15 protein-coding genes, 3 tRNA genes and 3 pseudogenes are annotated in these 16,466 nt (G+C 64.8%); 12 read left to right on the forward strand and 9 right to left on the reverse strand.

The genetic code is table 11. The features are described from left to right. Window positions 1-80 precede the first annotated feature (80 nt). The 3 genes from minE to minC form a co-directional block, all read right to left on the reverse strand. Window positions 81-335 carry a cell division topological specificity factor MinE gene (gene minE, locus QMX82_RS16790; RefSeq protein WP_017642793.1) on the reverse strand — a complete coding sequence of 85 codons (255 nt, stop codon included), beginning with the start codon at window positions 333-335 and terminating at the stop codon, window positions 81-83. Further along, the gene (gene minD, locus QMX82_RS16795; protein ID WP_158891137.1) at window positions 332-1,150 is read right to left on the reverse strand and encodes a septum site-determining protein MinD; all 819 of its coding nucleotides are present in this window, start codon (window positions 1,148-1,150) and stop codon (window positions 332-334) included. Before minD ends, minE begins: the two co-directional genes overlap by 4 nt. Window positions 1,151-1,284: 134 nt before the next feature. Then, window positions 1,285-2,031 (reverse strand): septum site-determining protein MinC, encoded by a 747-nt coding sequence (minC, locus tag QMX82_RS16800; protein WP_158891135.1) that lies wholly within the window; start codon window positions 2,029-2,031, stop codon window positions 1,285-1,287. Between the two features lie 151 nt (window positions 2,032-2,182). Between minC and QMX82_RS16805 the strand changes: the two genes are divergently transcribed. Both QMX82_RS16805 and QMX82_RS16810 read left to right on the forward strand, forming a co-directional pair. Further along, the gene (locus tag QMX82_RS16805) at window positions 2,183-3,118 is read left to right on the forward strand and encodes a lipid A biosynthesis lauroyl acyltransferase (protein WP_282285675.1); all 936 of its coding nucleotides are present in this window, start codon (window positions 2,183-2,185) and stop codon (window positions 3,116-3,118) included. Then, window positions 3,119-4,255 (forward strand): patatin-like phospholipase family protein, encoded by a 1,137-nt coding sequence (locus QMX82_RS16810; protein ID WP_282285677.1) that lies wholly within the window; start codon window positions 3,119-3,121, stop codon window positions 4,253-4,255. Window positions 4,256-4,260: 5 nt separating this feature from the next. On the opposite strand, the gene QMX82_RS16815 is transcribed toward QMX82_RS16810, so the two are convergent. Next, a complete protein-coding gene (locus tag QMX82_RS16815; protein ID WP_261794008.1) occupies window positions 4,261-4,977 on the reverse strand; it encodes an MlaA family lipoprotein in 717 nt (238 codons plus the stop codon). Between the two features lie 97 nt (window positions 4,978-5,074). Beyond that, window positions 5,075-6,385 carry an alpha/beta fold hydrolase gene (locus QMX82_RS16820; RefSeq protein ID WP_208694820.1) on the reverse strand — a complete coding sequence of 437 codons (1,311 nt, stop codon included), beginning with the start codon at window positions 6,383-6,385 and terminating at the stop codon, window positions 5,075-5,077. A 269-nt stretch (window positions 6,386-6,654) separates the two neighbouring features. On the opposite strand from QMX82_RS16820, the gene QMX82_RS16825 reads away from it, so the two are divergent. After that, window positions 6,655-7,500, forward strand: a complete 846-nt coding sequence (locus QMX82_RS16825) for a glycine betaine ABC transporter substrate-binding protein (RefSeq protein ID WP_405046280.1) — start codon at window positions 6,655-6,657, stop codon at window positions 7,498-7,500. A gap of 42 nt (window positions 7,501-7,542) precedes the next feature. Here QMX82_RS16825 and folD read toward each other — a convergent pair whose 3' ends face one another. Then, window positions 7,543-8,397 (reverse strand): bifunctional methylenetetrahydrofolate dehydrogenase/methenyltetrahydrofolate cyclohydrolase FolD, encoded by an 855-nt coding sequence (gene folD, locus QMX82_RS16830; protein WP_208694822.1) that lies wholly within the window; start codon window positions 8,395-8,397, stop codon window positions 7,543-7,545. A gap of 247 nt (window positions 8,398-8,644) precedes the next feature. Here folD and QMX82_RS16835 point away from each other — a divergent pair. From QMX82_RS16835 to QMX82_RS16845, 3 genes are all read left to right on the forward strand, one after another. Further along, a tRNA-Arg gene (locus tag QMX82_RS16835) sits at window positions 8,645-8,721 on the forward strand. 35 nt (window positions 8,722-8,756) lie between these two features. Continuing rightward, window positions 8,757-8,832: transfer RNA gene (locus QMX82_RS16840), tRNA-His, on the forward strand. Window positions 8,833-8,883: 51 nt separating this feature from the next. Then, window positions 8,884-8,968: transfer RNA gene (locus QMX82_RS16845), tRNA-Leu, on the forward strand. 95 nt (window positions 8,969-9,063) lie between these two features. Here QMX82_RS16845 and QMX82_RS16850 read toward each other — a convergent pair. The 3 genes from QMX82_RS16850 to QMX82_RS16860 form a co-directional block, all read right to left on the reverse strand. Continuing rightward, a complete protein-coding gene (locus QMX82_RS16850; protein ID WP_282285687.1) occupies window positions 9,064-9,249 on the reverse strand; it encodes a hypothetical protein in 186 nt (61 codons plus the stop codon). A gap of 178 nt (window positions 9,250-9,427) precedes the next feature. Further along, window positions 9,428-9,556, reverse strand: a complete 129-nt coding sequence (locus QMX82_RS16855) for a hypothetical protein (RefSeq protein WP_282285689.1) — start codon at window positions 9,554-9,556, stop codon at window positions 9,428-9,430. 75 nt (window positions 9,557-9,631) lie between these two features. After that, window positions 9,632-9,835 (reverse strand): hypothetical protein, encoded by a 204-nt coding sequence (locus tag QMX82_RS16860; RefSeq protein ID WP_208694824.1) that lies wholly within the window; start codon window positions 9,833-9,835, stop codon window positions 9,632-9,634. 166 nt (window positions 9,836-10,001) lie between these two features. Here QMX82_RS16860 and QMX82_RS16865 point away from each other — a divergent pair, with 166 nt between their 5' ends. The 6 genes and pseudogenes from QMX82_RS16865 to QMX82_RS26080 form a co-directional block, all read left to right on the forward strand. Continuing rightward, window positions 10,002-10,364: a hypothetical protein gene (locus QMX82_RS16865; protein ID WP_282285691.1), complete on the forward strand. Its 363-nt coding sequence runs from the start codon at window positions 10,002-10,004 to the stop codon at window positions 10,362-10,364. Between the two features lie 117 nt (window positions 10,365-10,481). Then, window positions 10,482-11,267, forward strand: coding sequence for a sulfite exporter TauE/SafE family protein (locus tag QMX82_RS16870; protein ID WP_282285693.1), 786 nt, complete (start codon window positions 10,482-10,484; stop codon window positions 11,265-11,267). 141 nt (window positions 11,268-11,408) lie between these two features. Next, window positions 11,409-13,271 (forward strand): annotated as a pseudogene (locus QMX82_RS16875) (PAS domain-containing protein); the annotation flags it as partial. 165 nt (window positions 13,272-13,436) lie between these two features. After that, window positions 13,437-13,883 (forward strand): annotated as a pseudogene (locus QMX82_RS26075) (methyl-accepting chemotaxis protein); the annotation flags it as partial. Beyond that, complete coding sequence (locus tag QMX82_RS16880) at window positions 13,880-15,346, forward strand: chemotaxis protein CheW (RefSeq protein WP_282285697.1); 1,467 nt, start codon at window positions 13,880-13,882, stop codon at window positions 15,344-15,346. The pseudogene QMX82_RS26075 and the gene QMX82_RS16880, both read left to right, overlap by 4 nt. Window positions 15,347-15,596: 250 nt before the next feature. Next, window positions 15,597-16,367: pseudogene (locus QMX82_RS26080) on the forward strand (PAS domain-containing protein); the annotation flags it as partial. Window positions 16,368-16,466: the final 99 nt, after the last annotated feature.

The following is a 16,466-nucleotide window of genomic DNA, read 5'->3' on the forward strand; positions in this document are numbered from 1 at the left end:
GCGGGGCTGGGGCCGTGTTTGCGCTATGTCTAAACCCCCCGGGGCGCCGGGGGGGCCGCCGCTGTCCTGCTGCGCTCGCCTTAGCGGTCGGGCAGGGTGATGTTGAGTTCGAGGATCGAGCAGCTGCCCTGATTTTCCAGTTCGACCTGGATTTGGTCCTGCTCGATGGGCACGTACTTGCGGATCACTTCCAGCAGGTCTTTCTGCAGTTGCGGCAGATAGTCCGGCTGCTCGTGGCGACCGCGTTCGTGGGCAACGATGATCTGCAGCCGCTCCTTGGCTATCGAAGCGCTGTTCTGCTTCTTCCGATCGCGAAAGAAGTCGAAGATGTTCATTCGCTACCACCCCCGAACAGACGTTGCAGGAAGCCTTTCTTCTTCACGTCGAGGAAGCGATAGGCCACTTCCTTGCCGAGCAGTCGTTCCACGGTATCACTGTAGGCCTGACCGGCGTCGCTCTGTTCGTCGAGAATTACCGGGATACCCTGGTTCGACGCCTTGAGCACCGCTTGGGATTCGGGGATCACGCCGAGCAGACGAATGGACAGGATCTCTTCCACGTCCTCGACGCCGAGCATTTCGCCCTTGGTGACGCGCTCGGGGTTGTAGCGGGTCAGCAGCAGGTGTTCCTTGATGGCTTCCTCGCCCTTTTCCGCGCGGCGCGACTTGCTGGCCAGCAGGCCGAGCATGCGGTCGGAGTCACGCACCGAGGACACCTCGGGGTTGGTGACGACGATGGCCTCGTCGGCGAAGTACATCGCCAGGTGGGCACCCTTCTCGATGCCGGCCGGGGAGTCGCAGACGATGAACTCGAAGGTCTGCTTGAGTTCGTTGATCACGCGCTCGACGCCGTCCTGGGTCAGGGCGTCCTTGTCACGGGTCTGGCTGGCGGCCAGCACGAACAGGTTCTCGAGGCGCTTGTCCTTGATCAGGGCCTGGCTCAGGGTGGCCTCGTTGTTGATCACGTTGACGAAGTCGTACACCACGCGGCGCTCGCAGCCCATGATCAGGTCGAGGTTACGCAGGCCGACGTCGAAGTCGACGATGACGGTCTTGTGGCCGCGCAGGGCGAGACCGGTACCGATAGCGGCGCTGCTGGTGGTCTTGCCGACGCCGCCCTTGCCGGAGGTGACTACGAGTACTTTGGCCAAACTGATTCACCTTGATCGAAAGGAATAACTGAAGCGACTCGGTGCCCTCGGTGACGAGATTGCAGGCAGTGTCGCGCTTCGTGTTGCCTTTGGCGGCTTAGGCGCCAAGTGCGAAAAATTCGCGGAAGTATCCGTCAAAGACGGGTGATGTTCAACACATCTCCCACCAGGCTGACCTGTACCGGATTGCCCCATTGTGGATGGCGTCGCAGGTCCTCGGCGACCTTGTACTGGCCAGCGATGGAGAGCAGTTCCGCGGTCAGCTGCTGGCAGAAAATCCGCGCTTTAGTATCACCTTTTACGCCGGCCAGTGCTCGGCCGCGCATGGGGCCATAGACATGGATGTTGCCGTCGGCGAGCAATTCGGCGCCCGGGCTGACCGGTGCCAGCACCACCAGGTCACCGGCCGGGGCATAGAGCTGCACGCCGCCGCGCACCGGGGCGGTGATGATCTTGGTCGGATTGATCGTCGGTACGGCCGGTTTGGGCGGTTCCGCCGGCTTGACCGGCTCGCGATCGCGCGGTTCGACCTGGCGCTCCCGCCCGCCGGAACTGGCTGGCAGGATCGGCAGGTCGTAGTCGTTGGCGGCGGCCAGATCCCCGCTGCGACTGGCGCGCAGGGCGAGGGTACGCAGGCCGTGCCGGCGGCAGAGGTCGAGGAGGGCGCCCAGGTCGAGGGGTCCGGCATCCTCGGCGAGCTTGTCGAGGCCGAGCACCAGCGGCGTTTCCTGGAAGAAGTTGGGGGCCTGGGCAACCTTCTGGGCCAGTTGCCGGTCCAGGCGCCCCAGGTCATTGCGGAGAAGCTCCAGCACGGTCACGGCGAGCATGTTGCCCTTGAGCTGGAAGACGGAGTCGCTTTCGGAAGGATCGGCTGCGGTCATGGTGGGTACTTGTGCTTGGATGGCGGGACTTATAGCGGGATGCCCCGCGTGTCGCAACCCTCACCGGGTCTGGGGGACCATGACTGTGAAGGCTACGGGAAATCTGCGCGAGCCCTGTAGAATGGCGCGACTTTTTCATGCAGGAGTTCCGATGGAGCGGCCGTCTTTCCGCCTCGCCTTTCTCAATCCACGTTACTGGCCGCTCTGGCTGGGGCTCGGTCTGCTCTGGTTGCTGGTGCAACTGCCCTATGCCGTACTGCTGCGACTCTCCCAGGGACTCGGCTGGCTTTTCTATCACGTCGCCGGTCAGCGCCGCGCCATCGCCCGCCGCAATCTGGAACTCTGCTTTCCCCAGCTCGACGAGCGGGCGCGCGATCGCCTGCTGCGGCGCAACTTCGCCAGCAGCGCCATGGCCCTGCTGGAGATGGCCATGAGCTGGTGGTGGCCGCGGCAGTGGCTGGCCCGCCTGGCCCATATCGAAGGCCTCGAGCATCTGCAGGCCGCGCAGCGCGAAGGTCAGGGGGTGATCCTCATGGCGCTGCATTTCACCACCCTGGAAATCGGCGCGGCGCTACTCGGGCAGCGGCACACCATCGACGGCATGTACCGCCAGCACAAGAATCCGGTGTTCGACTTCATCCAGCGCCGCGGTCGCGAGCGCCACAACCAGGACGCCACCGCCATCGAGCGCGAGGACGTGCGCGCCATGCTCAAGGTACTGCGCGCCGGGCGGGCCATCTGGTATGCACCCGATCAGGACTACGGCGCCAAGCAGAGCCTCTTCGTGCCACTGTTCGGCATCCAGGCGGCCACGGTGACGGCCACCACCAAGTTCGCCCGGCTGGGGCGGGCACGGGTGCTGCCCTTCACCCAGGAGCGCCTGGCGGACGGTTCGGGCTATCGCCTGGTCGTTCATCCGCCGCTGGCCGACTTCCCCGGCGCGAGCGAGGAAGCCGACTGCCTGCGCATCAATCACTGGGTCGAGCGCTGCGTCAGCGAGCTACCCGAGCAGTACCTCTGGGCTCATCGGCGCTTCAAGACCCGCCCGCCCGGCGAGCCCAAGCTCTATCCGAAGAAGAAGCGCTAGATGAGCCTGGGCGGCGAGCGGCGCACCGGGCTGATTCTGGCCGGCGGTGGCGCGCGGGCCGCCTATCAGGTCGGGGTGCTGCAGGTGGTGGCCGATACCCTGGCGGTCCGTTCCGACAATCCCTTTCCGATCCTCGTCGGTACCTCGGCGGGCGCGCTCAACGCCGCCGTGCTGGGCTGCGGCGCCCTGGATTTCGGCCGTGCGGTGGATCGCCTGGCGGCGGTCTGGTCGAGCCTGGAAACGGCGATGATCTATCGCAGCGACTGGCCCGGAGCGACCCGCCAGGCCGCGCGTTTCGGTCTGCAGACGCTGTTCGGCGCCTGGCGCCAGGAACCCCTGGCCTTGCTCGACAACGCGCCCCTGCGGGCGCTGCTCGGCCGCGAGCTGGATTTCTCCGGGATCACCGCGGCCTTGCGCCAGCGCGCCCTGCGGGCCGTGGCGGTCACGGCCTTCGGTTATGCCTCGGGTCAGGCGATGACCTTCTACCAGAGTCATGGCGCGCTCGATCCCTGGTTTCGTCATCGGCGCGTCGGGGTACCGGCACGGCTGGCAGTCGATCACCTGCTGGCCAGTACGGCCATTCCGCTGTTCTTTCCGCCGGTAAAGGTCGGGCGCGAGTACCTGGGCGATGGTTCGGTGCGGCAGACGGCGCCCATCAGTCCGGCGCTGCACCTGGGGGCAGAGCGCATCCTGGTGATCGGGCTCGGCGCGCCAGGGGGGCACGAGCACGGCGTGCAGGGCCGACCGCCGACGGTGGCGCAGATCGGCGGTCACCTGCTCAACAGCACCTTCGTCGATGCCCTGGACAGCGATACCGAAACCCTGCGGCGCCTCAATCTGCTGAGTAGCGCCCTGCCGGCAGGGGATCCGGTCAGCGGACGGTTATGCCGTCCCGTGGACATGCTGGTGATCTCGCCCAGCCAGCCGCTGGCGGATATCGCCACCCGCCATCGCAAGCGCCTGCCGCCGGCGTTGCGGCAGTTGCTGCGGGGGGTCGGGGTGAATCGGCCTTCGGGCAGTGCGCTGCTCAGCTATCTGCTGTTCGAGGCGGCCTACTGCCAGGAACTCATGGCGCTGGGGCGGACCGATGCCCTGGCCCGCCTGCCCGAACTCCAGGCCTTTCTCGCCGGCGCCTAGGGCGCTTATTCGGCGATCTGCAGTTCCCGCGCCTTGGTGTAGAAGTAGCGGATCTTCTCGTACTCGAAGGGCGAGTTGAGCTGGCCGTATCTCATGTCGGTGACGTACCTGAGGTTGATGCCGCGCAGCACCATGATCTCCGGGTGGCGACCGCTTTCGTCGCTGACGTTGAGGAAGTTGATCTGCGCCTCGGCGGCGAAGTCCGCCGCCAGGCCGCCGGTGTCGCGCAGGTTGGATGGGCCGAGAACCGGCAGCATCAGGAAAGGACCGTCACCCACGCCATAGAAGCCCAGGGTCTGGCCGAAGTCTTCCGGCTGCTTGATCAGCCCGACGCGAGTCGCCGGGTCCCACAGGCCGAACACCCCGATGGTGGTGTTGAGCAGCAGGCGGCCGGTGGTGTCCAGGGCACGGCGGCCCTTGAACTGCAGCACGCTGTTGAGCAGGTTGTTGACATCACCCAGGTTGCTGAAGAAGTTGCTCACGCCCGAGCGCACGAAGCGCGGGGTGATCCAGCGGTAGCCGTTGACCACCGGCAGCAGGACCCACTCGTCCAGCCGATAGTTGAAGTGGTAGACGTGGCGATTCCAGGATTCGAAGGGATCGTAGACGTCCAGGGCGACCAGCGAGGCCCGTTCGAATTCGCGCTGATCCAGACCCGGGTTGTACTTCAGGGTCGACAGCGGATTGCTGAAGCCATCGGCGCCCACCGGCGCGGCCGGCATGGTGTCCGAGCCGATGGTCAGGGTCGAGGAGGGCGGCGGACTCGATTCGGCGGCGAAGACCGAGGCACTGGCCAGCAGGAGGAGAGCGAGCAGGGACTTAACCACGGGCGAAGAACTCCAGCATGGCGTTCGCGTTGACGCGGTAGTTGAGATTGCCGCAATGGCCGCCATGGGGGTAGACGGTCAAGCGATCGCCGAAGGTCTTGCGCAGGAAGCCGAGGTCGCCCGGGCCGAGGATGATGTCATCGGCATTGTGCATGACACCGATCTTCGGGCTGCTCTTCAGATAGTCTTCCAGCGCGATGAGGCTGGACTTGCGCGCCAGATCGTCGAGGTTCTGCCCCTTGAAGTTCTTCTGCCAGAACGGCATCACCTGCTCGGTCATGTAGCAGTCGAAGTCGCACTGCAGCGAACGGGCGAAGAAGCGCGTCAGGCTGGTGCCCTCGCTGATGGGATAGGTCGGCGGGGTGATCAGGCCGCGACGGTTGATCAGGTCGGACGTGAAGGCGATGTCCGCCGCCGAGAAGCGGAAGGACGAGCCGATCAGCATGGCCAGTTCTTCGTTGCTCAGCCGCTCCGGCGAGCGCTGGAAGTCGCGCACCACGGCGTCGTTGAAGTCGACGTAGCCCTTTTCCTGGAAGTAGCGGGTCAGCTTCGACAGGATCAGCTCGTAGAAGGTGCGGTTGTTGGTGACGCCCCTCACCTCGGTCTGTACCAGGCGATCCAGGTTGCGTACCGAGGTCAGCAGATTGACCGGCGGATTGACCATCAGCACCTTCTTGAAGTTGAAGCTGCGCTGGCTCTCGTCCAGGTAGGAGACGAAGGCGGCGTCCAGGCCGCCCAGGCTGTAGCCGGTCAGGTAGTAGTCGGTGACCGGCAGCTTGGGATGCTGGGCACGCACCGCCTGCATGGCGCGATAGAGATCCTCGGCATCGTGCGGGGTGTAGCCTGGGGTGGCGGTGCGCGATACCGACACCATGAAGTCCCAGCTGGTGGGCGAGGACAGCTGCACCACATGGTAGCCGGCCGCGTAATACAGCCGCTTGAGGTATTCCTGAGTACTCGAGGAATAGTTGGCCCCAGTGCCGGCGATCAGGAAGATCAGCGGTGCCGGATGGTCCTGGCGCGCGAGGCGGTAGTGGAATTTCTTCACTGGCCAGAAGTTGCCGGGTAGCTGGTATTCCCGCTCCGGACGCAGGTTGATGCTGTAGTCATCCTGGTCGATGGTGCTTTCGGGCGGCAGCTCGGGACGGAATTTTTCCGGCGTGGTGACGATGGTGGCTTCGAAGGGATTGACCAGTGGATAGCCATAGGTGGCTGCATCCACTTCCGCGGCCGCGTGCGCGGTACCCCAGAGGCCGGAAAACAGCGCGCCCAGCAGGGCGGCGACGCGCAACGAAAGACGCATGGACAGAGTCCTTTCAGAGGGCTTGAGAGCGTAGGTAAGACAACGGCCCGCCAATAGGTTGCATCGACAGGTGCAGGTTTCTGCGCGGCGTCGATTACAGAGCGGTCGACGAGCTGCGTCAAGCGACATTGCATGTCGTGAAAAGTGCAGCCCTTGTCGCTAACCGGTCGTTATGCGTCGCCCAGACGGTAGTGGCTATCTTGCATTGCCCGAATGATGGAGGTGGGGCAACCGCCCGACTTCCATAGCGAGAGGACTGCTGCATGAGCATGGTGAAGAAACTGTTGGGAATAGGACTCGGTGTCGCGTTGACCTCGGCCATGAGCCTGGCCCAGGCGGCCAAGCCCGAAATCACCATCGGCTACGTCGATGGCTGGGCCGATAGCGTGGCCACCACCCATACCGCAGCTGAAGTAATCCGCCAGAATCTGGGCTACGAGGTCAAGCTCATGCCGGTTGCCGCCGGCATCATGTGGCAGGGCGTGGCGCGCGGCAAACTCGACGCCATGCTGTCCGCCTGGTTGCCGGTCACCCATGGCGCCTACTACGAGAAGATGAAGGATCAGGTGGTCGATCTGAACGTCAACACCCCCGACGCCAAGATCGGTCTGATCGTGCCGGAGTACGTCAAGGCCAACAGCATCGCCGATCTGCAGGCGCAGAAGGCCGACTTCGGTGGTCGGATCGTCGGTATCGACGCCGGTGCCGGGGTCATGCTCAAGGCCGACCAGGCGATCAAGGACTATGGCCTGGACTACAAGCTGGTGGCCAGTTCGGGCAGCGGCATGATTGCCGAGCTGACCCGTGCCGAGAAGGACCAGAAGCCGGTCGTGGTGACGGGCTGGGTGCCGCACTGGATGTTCGCCAAGTGGAAGCTGAAGTTCCTCGAGGATCCCAAGGGTGTGTTCGGCGGCTCCGAGCACGTGGACACCGTGGCCAACCCCGCGCTGGAAGCCAAGGCCAAGCCGGTCTGGGACTTGCTGAAGAAGTTCGCCTGGCAGCCGGGTGAGGTGAACGAGGTGATGCTGGCCGTGGAAGAGGGCAAGAAGCCGGAAGAGGCCGCCAAGGCCTGGATCGCCGCCCATCCGGATCGCGTGAAGTCCTGGCTGCCCTGAGGGTTGGCTGAATAGAAAACGGGCCCTGCGGGGCCCGTTTTGCTAAGTGTGCAGCTGCTCCGCAGCGTACAGCGTGTTTTCCAGCAGGCAGGCCCGCGTCATCGGGCCGACGCCGCCGGGAACCGGAGTGATCCAGCTGGCGCGCTCACAGGCACTTTCGAATTCCACGTCGCCCACCAGGCGGCCATCGGCCTGGCGGTTGATGCCCACGTCGATGACGATGGCGCCGGGCTTGATCCATTCACCCTTGACCAGTCCCGGCTTGCCCACGGCGACCACCACCAGATCGGCCTGGCTGACGTGGTGTTCGAGGGAGCGGGTGAATCTGTGGGTCACGGTGGCGGTGCAACCGGCCAGCAGCAATTCCAGCGCCATGGGCCGACCGACGATGTTGGAGGCGCCGACCACCACCGCATCCAGCCCATAGAGGTCGACGCCGGTGCTGTGCAGCAGGGTCATGATGCCCTTCGGCGTGCAGGGGCGCAGCTGGGGATTGCGCTGTGCCAGGCGACCGAGGTTGTAGGGATGGAAGCCGTCGACGTCCTTGTCGGTGCGGATGCGCTCCAGGAGCTGGGTGGCATCCAGGTGCGCGGGCAGCGGCAACTGCAGCAGGATGCCGTCGACGCTGGTGTCGTCGTTGAGTCGGTCGATCAGGGCTTCCAGTTCTGTCTGGCTAGTGCTGGCCGGCAGGTCATGGGCATAGGAGTCGAAACCGACCTCTTCGCAATCCTTGCGCTTGTGCGCCACATAGACGCTCGAGGCGGGATCGTTGCCGACCAGGATGACGGCGAGGCCAGGGGCGCGCAGTCCGGCGCTACGACGTTGAGAGACTCGCTGGGCAATATCCTGGCGCAGGCGGGCGGCAATGGACTTGCCGTCGATCAGTTGGGCGGTCATGGGCAGTTTCTGGTGGTGACGGAAAGGGGTCGGCTATTTTCGCATGGACGGGCCCGCTGACAACAGAGAAGCCTCTGCGGCGGCTAACTCATTCTTCTGCTTAAAAATTTTTAAAAAATTAGTTGACGGCCCGGCGGCAGCTTTATAACATTCGCCCCGCTTGCCGAGCACAGCCCAAGTCACTGACAAGGGCCAGGCAAGAGGCTTCTCACCAAGGAGGTCTCTGCTAGGGCAGCTGCCGTAACAGGCGCCCGTAGCTCAGCTGGATAGAGCATCCGCCTTCTAAGCGGATGGTCGCAGGTTCGAGTCCTGCCGGGCGCGCCATTGGCGGTTCGGCGACGGCAAGCACGTAAGATATGGTGGGCGTAGCTCAGTTGGTAGAGCACAGGATTGTGGCTCCTGGTGTCGTGGGTTCGATTCCCATCGTCCACCCCATATTCAGCGAACGCCAGACCTCGTGTCTGGCGTTCGTCTTTCAAGCGTCTCGCGGACGTGGTGGAATTGGTAGACACACCAGATTTAGGTTCTGGCGCCGCAAGGTGTGAGAGTTCGAGTCTCTCCGTCCGCACCAATCAAGATGCACAGCAGAAGACCGGCCCAGCGCCGGTTTTTTTGTGCCTGCGATCCAGGTGGCGGCCAGCGGGCGTCCAGTGCTGGTACCCGGTCTCAGTGCAGATGCCGCAGCAGGGGCGCACAGAGCGCGACGGCGAACGAGGTGCCGAACACCAGGGCCTTGGTCCACTTATGCAGGTTGCGCTTGCCGCTGCCCGGGGAAGAGGAGACCGCTGCGGTCGCAGGCTGGTGATCCGGGCTGTCGAACAGGGTGATCGAGCGGGTCAGTTGGGTTCGCATGATCCGACCTCTTGCCGTCTACACTAGTTGTTATTGGCACTTTCAAGACTAATGCGACAGGCGGGTAATGCAAGAGGTTGGCGGATTCGGGGCGAGTGACGGCTGCCCTGTCGAACACCTACCCGGTCAAGGACGGCCTCGCAGCGGCTGCGGGAGCGGCGGGGCTGGCGACGGACGGTCAGTTGAGCGTCTCGGCCAGCAGGAACAGGGCGCCGCCAATGGCGCCGCCACTGAGCAGCACCAGGCTGATCAAGGCGCCCCCCACGAAGTGGGCGATGTCGTCACTGATTTCGTATTCCGCTTTCATGCTCGGCTCCAGAGGGTGGATGCCGCTACAGATAGCAGCCGCGCGTTACAGCGCGACGACGGCAGGCGTGCCGGGCTAGCTGGTTGCCCAGTTCAGCCAGAGGGTCTGCTCTTCGCTGAGCTGACCGACCTCGCGCAGCGCCCGTTCGAGGTCTTCCCGGACCCGGCGCTTGAGATCGGCATTGAGATCGACTTGGGCACTCTCCGCCAGACGGTCGGCGAGCGAAAGGTCCGCGCTGAGCTGGCGCAACCGGGGGCCGATGAAATCCTTCTGCTGCATGAGCTGCTCCTGTCTCCTGATACCGCCGAGTGTGGCATGCGCCACCTTTGACTGAACACCGGCTGGAAAAATATTGTCTGACTTGATTGGTTAAAAGTCGGACTTTCGGCAGCCCACGTCGTTTTCAGGTCCGAGATGTCAGCTTTTTCATAGGGAAGAAGAAATCATGAGCGGGACTTCAACTCGCAAGTTGCTGGTGTTGACCGCCGGTTTCGGTCTGCTGGTAGTGGCTGCGGTGGCAACCACCCACCGTAGCGATTCGACCAGCAGCGAGCCGGCCGTGGTGGCGACCACCACGCCGCCGGTAGCGGCCCATGCACCCACCACGGGTACCCATCCGGTCGCGGACGAACACAAGCAGGATCTCGAGAGCTTCCTGGCGCAGGCGAGCCTGGCGCCCTGCGGCACCGTCATGCCGGCGACCGTTACCGATCCCGCCTGCCGCGCCGCCATTGAGTCCCATGCCCGGCGCGCCGGCTATGGCGACGAAGAGGTTGCGGCCTATCTGAATGCCCACCAGAGCCGCTGACCCGGGATTTTAGTGTTATCGGTTATAAGCAAAGACCCTTTCAATATAGGTCGGTATAACCTGAGTGGTTATCCTGTGCGGCCGCAAGATGAGCCGACAACGGCAATTGGGGCTGTAATGGAAGTAGGGGCGTTGGGCTTCGTGATCGCGGGGCTGGTGGTTGGCTTCATCGTTGGCATGACGGGCGTGGGCGGTGGCTCGCTGATGACCCCCATCCTGCTCTGGTTCGGGATCAATCCCGCGGCAGCGGTAGGCACCGATCTGCTTTATGCCGCCATCACCAAGGCGGGCGGCGTCTTCGTCCACCAGCGCAACCGCAACATCGACTGGACGGTGACCGGCTGGCTGGCCGCCGGTAGCGTACCCACTGCCGCCCTGACGCTACTCGCCCTGGCGCTGCTGCCCGGTGATCAGCACGCCACCAATGCCCTCATCAAGCATGCCCTGGGCATCGTGCTGCTTTTGACGGCCCTGGCCATTCTCTTCAAACAGCAGATCTTCGCCTTTGCCAGCCGCCATGCCAGCGACAGATTTCACCTGAGTGCCCGGCGGCTCAATGCCCTGACGGTGCTAACCGGCGCGGTGCTGGGCTTCATGGTGACCCTGACCTCGATCGGGGCGGGCGCCCTGGGCACGGTGGCGCTGTTCCTGCTCTATCCGCTGATGGCGACCCGGCGCCTGGTCGGTACCGAGATCGCCCATGCGGTGCCCCTGACGCTGGTGGCGGGGCTTGGCCACGCGGGGCTGGGCAATCTGGACTGGCATGTCCTGGGCTTTCTGCTGCTGGGTTCCTTGCCGGGGATCTTCCTGGGCAGCCATCTCTCCGGACGCGTACCGGATGGCGTGCTGCGGCCGTGCCTGGCGGTGATGCTGCTGGTCATAGGCGCCAAGCTGGTGGTCTGAACGTTGGTGTGAAACTTAAGGTCGTTCATCGGACGACTACTGGCGATCCGCCAGGAGCAAACATCTCTAGGATAGACGGCGTTCAATTTGTTATCGCGATTGCCGATAACCTGTTCGCCGAGTTCTCTCCTGGAGCTGCCCATGTTTTCCGCCTCTGCCGAATCCGCCGCTGTCGACGATGCCTCCGCCTATCACGCCTTGCGCCAGGCGCTGGACCGCTCCCTGGCGGTGATCGAATTCGATCTGCAGGGCACGATCCTTCACGCCAACGACAACTTCCTGCAGACCTTCGGCTATCGCCTCGACGAGATCAGCGGGCGGCAGCACCGCCTGTTCTGCCCGCCCGGGGTGGCGGAGAGCGAGGACTATCAGGACTTCTGGGCGGCGCTGGCGCGCGGCGAGTTCCACAGCGGTGTCTATCGCCGCAAGCACAAGGACGGCAGCCTGAGGTGGATCCGCGCCACCTACAATCCGTTGCTGGATGCGCAGGGGCGCCCGCAGCGCATCATCAAGTTCGCCACCGACATCACCGAGACGCGGCTGCAGGCGGTCGAATACGAAGGCAAGATCGAAGCCATCCATCGCTCCCAGGCGGTGATCGAATTCGATCTGCAGGGCAACGTGCTCTGGGCCAATGACAACTTCCTCGGCATGACCGGCTATGCGCTGGACGAGTTGCGCGGGCGTCATCACAGCCTGATGTGCCCGGCGGACTATGCGCGTTCGGCGGAGTACGCCCTGCTGTGGAATCGCCTGGGGCAGGGTGTCTTCGACACCGGGGTCTACAAGCGCATCCGCCGCGATGGCCGGCCGATCTGGATCCAGGCCACCTACAACCCCATCCTCGACAGCGACGGTCGACCCTACAAGGTGGTGAAGTTCGCCACCGATGTGACCGATGCGCAACTGCAGGCCGCCGAATTCGCAGGCAAGATGGCCGCCATCGACCGTGCCCAGGCGGTGATCGAATTCGATCTGCACGGCAACATCCTGACGGCCAACGAGAACTTCCTGTCGGCCCTGGGTTACAGCCTGGACGAGGTGCATGGCAAGCATCACCGGATCTTCTGCGAACCCGAGCATGCCCGCTCGCCGGGCTATCGGCTGTTCTGGGAAAAGCTCGGCCGCGGCGACTTCGATGCCGGGCTGTACAAGAGACGCGCCAGCGACGGCCGCCAGGTGTGGATCCAGGCTACCTACAATCCCATCCTCGATGCCGAGGGCAAGCCGTACAAGGTGGTCAAGTTCGCCAGCGACGTCACCGAGAGTCAGCTGCGCAACAGCGACTACGAAGGCAAGGTGGCGGCCATCGACCGATCCCAGGCCATCGCCGAATTCTCCCTCGACGGCACGGTGCTCAACGCCAACCGCAACTTCCTGCTGGCTCTGGGTTACCAGGCCGACGAAGTGGTGGGCAAGCATCACCGCATCTTCTGTCCCGAGGACTATGCCCGCTCGGCGGAGTACCGGCTGTTCTGGGATAAATTGGCGCGGGGCGAATTCGACGCCGGGGTGTACAAGAGACGCAACAGCCGGGGCGAGGAGATCTGGATCCAGGCCACCTACAACCCGATCTTCGATGCCGACGGCAAGCCGTGCAAGGTGGTGAAGTTCGCCGTGGACATCACCGAAAGCCAGATTCGCAACAGCGATTATGCGGGCAAGGTGGCGGCCGTCGACCGCGGCCAGGCAGTGATCGAATTCGATCTGACCGGCAAGATCCTCGAGGCCAACCGCAACTTCCTGGCGACCCTGGGCTATCGGCTGGAGGAGATCCGCGGCCAGCATCACCGCATCTTCTGCGAGGCGGAGCACGTCGCCTCCGGCGAGTACCGCGAGTTCTGGGCGCGGCTGGCCCAGGGCGAGGTGTTTGGCGGGCGCTTCATGCGGCTGAGCAAGTTCGGCCAGCGCATCTGGATCCAGGCCACCTACAACCCCATCTTCGACGCCGATGGGCAGGTGCACAAGGTGGTGAAGTTCGCCACCGACATCACCCGCCAGGTGGAGATGGAACAGCACGTGCGGCAGAAGATCGAGCAGATGAATCTTTCGCTGCACGCCCTGACCCGCTCCATCAACCAGATCGCCGAGACCACCGACGACGCCAACCGCATGGCCCGACGCACCCTGGAGGAAGCCGAGCGTGGTTCCCTGACCCTGACCCGCTCGCTGGACGCCATGGAGGCCATCGGCGCCACGGCCGGAGGGATCCAGGACATCGTCCAGGTGATCAGCGACATCGCCAATCAGACCAACATGCTGGCCTTCAACGCCGCCATCGAGGCGGCCCGCGCCGGCGAGCACGGCCTGGGCTTCTCGGTCGTGGCCGACGAGGTCCGCAAGCTGGCCGAGAAGTCGTCCCAGGCGACCAAGGAGATCAACAAGCTGATCCTGGAGTCGGTCAAGAGCATCGCCCAGGGCAGTGAGATCTCGCGCAGCGTGGGCGAGGCCTTCGGCCTGATCGCCGAAGGGGTGGGCAAGACCCAGCAGTCCATCGAGGCCATCAACGGCTCCACCGCGGCCCAGCTCGACGATGCGGCGCGGGTCAATCAGCTGATCCAGGAACTGGACGCGGCCACCACCCTCCCGCCGGTGGTCGGGGGAGGACGGTCGTGACCCAGGGTGTGGTGCGGATCGGCGAACTGGAAGTCGCGCTGTCCGCCCAGGCCCTGGAACGCGTGGTGCCCTGGCCGGAGCGCCTGGCGCCTCATCCGAGTCCGCTGCCCTGGTTGCTGGGCCTCTTCGAGCTGGGCGGCCAGCCGCTGCCGCTGGTGGACGGCCATCGTCTACTGGGGCTACCGGCGGTTGAGCACGAGCGCCGGATCGCCGTGATCCGTCATGGGGGTGGGCGCTTCGGCCTGGCCATCGATGGGGTGGTGGACATCCTCAAGCTGGCGGATGACGCCATCGTGCAATTGCAGGGGACGCCCGGGCGCCTGCTGGGGCGCGTCCATCTGCGCCCGGAAAGCGGCCGGCTGGTCCATCTGCTGGATCTGGACACCCTGGCCGCCTTGCCGGGCTTCGAGGTCAGTGCCGACAGGCCGCCGGCGCTACAGCGGCAGGCCGCCATTGGCACGGAAGCGGAGCGGCTCTATCTGCTGTTCGAGTGCGATGGGCGGCGCCTGTGCCTGGATGCGGCGGTGGTGCAGGAGCTGGTGGATCGACCGCAGCTGACACCCAGCGAATTCGCCAGCGACAGCTGTCGCTACCAGGTGCAGCTGAGAGGCCAGGCCTTGCCGGTGCTGGAGCTGTCCGAGCTGCTGGGGCTGGCCACGCCCGCCCAGGGTCATCATGAGCAGCTGCTGGTGCTGGCGGCGGGCGACCGGGGTCAGTATCGGGTGGCCTTCGGCTTCCAGCGGCTGCTCGGCATGTGGCGGCGGGATCCGGCGCAGTGCGCGCCGCTGCTGGGCTTCGGGCTGGAGCAGCCCGGGCTGTTGCGCGGGGTGTTCAGCGCCGCGGAGGGCGAGGCGGCCATCGTGATCGATCACCTGGCCCTGGGGTGCCAGGAGGCGGCGGTGGCCTATGCGCGGATCTATCGCACCGATCGCGACCTGCTGCGCGAAGAGCGGCGTCAGGTCCGCCGCCAGCCGTGCCTGACCTTTCTCGCCGAATTGCTGTTCGCCGTCCCGCTGGAGCAGGTGGCGGAGGTCCTGCCGCTGCCGACGCACTACCTACGCCTCGGCCAGCGGGATCCGCGGTTGCTGGGATTGATGGAGGTCCGCGGCCAGCAGATCACCCTGGTCTGCCTGCGGACCCTGGCCGGTGCGACAGCGGTGGAGTCAGGTCCCGGCGATCAGGTGATCGTGGTGGAAGGGCAACGCCAGCGCCTGGGTTTCGTGGTGCAGCGGGTCGAGGCCATCGAGGCCTTTACCGAGTTGCGCGCAGATGCCCTGGCGCGCAGCTGGCAGTTGCCAGGGGAGGGCGGGGCAGTACCGGCGCAGCGGGCGCAGAGCTGGGTGGGTGTAGGATCCGCGGGCAACAGTCGCCAGGCGACCCTGATCGACCTCGGGGCGCTGGTGAAACGTCTGGAAGGCCAGGCCCGGCAGACCCTTCCGGAGCGCGTGGCTGCGACAGTTTGACGATACCGCTCGTCGCTTCGTCGAACGGTCGGGTAACGGATTACCCGTGGCTTTGTCGGCCACCGCAGGCGTCCCTCATCAAAGCGGTACCGGCAGGCTAGAGCGAGTGGTGTTTGCCGGGAGTCGCCAGACGGGGCGCGCCACCCGCGCCTCCTCTGCCGGAGCCGGGTGCAGGCGTTCATCAGCGAGTTGTCAAGAAATTCCGCGGCGCGTCGAACCAGAGGAAGACACAACTTTCCTGGGTGATCCCATGTTCAACTCCGCACTCAAACGCCGCATCGCCGATCTCGAAGCCGAACTGTCCGAACACCGCCAGGTCAGCGCGGCCTTCCATCAGGATTCGCTGCATCTGCTGCTGGACGCCCAGGGCCGGATCGAGGATTTCAACGAGAACTTCGCGCTCTGCCTGGGCTACGCGCCCGGCAGCCTGACCGGGCGGAATCTGGACGAGATCATTCCGGACTACGTGAAGAAGCTGGTCTGCTACGGCGATCTCAAGCGCAGCTTCAGCGAAGGTCACCAGGCCAGTGGCATCTATCGGTTGCTGCGCGGCACGGGCGGGGTGGCCTGGCTCTATGCGATCTGGACGCCGGTGCGTGACAGCCAGGGCCAGGTCAAGCAGATCCGCTGCTATGCCTACGACCGGACCGAGCAGGTGGAAGTCTCCACCGAGCACTCGGGCATCATCAATGCGCTGCTGCGCTCCACCGCAGTGATCGAATTCGATCTGTCCGGCGAGGTGCTCACCGCCAACGAGCGCTTCCTGCAGGGCATGGGCTATTCGCTGGCGCAGATCGTCGGCAAGCACCATCGGATGTTCTGCAGCCGAGAAGAGGCCGACTCGGCCGACTATCGCGCCTTCTGGGAACGGCTCAACCGGGGTGACTACGTGGCCAGTCGCTTCAAGCGCATCGACAGCCATGGCCGCACGGTCTGGCTGGAAGCCTCCTACAACCCGGTGCTCAACACTCGCGGCGAGCTGTACAAGGTCATCAAGTTCGCCACCGTCATCACCGAGCAGGTGGAGCAGGAGCTGGCGGTGGCCGAAGCCGCGCGGGTCGCCTTCGACATCTCCCAGACCACCGACGAAAGCGCCCGTCAGGGTGCGGCGGTGGTGCAG

The sequence above is a fragment of the Pseudomonas sp. PS02302 genome, from assembly GCF_029959585.1.
GTDB classification, from domain to species: domain Bacteria; phylum Pseudomonadota; class Gammaproteobacteria; order Pseudomonadales; family Pseudomonadaceae; genus Chryseomonas; species Chryseomonas aestiva.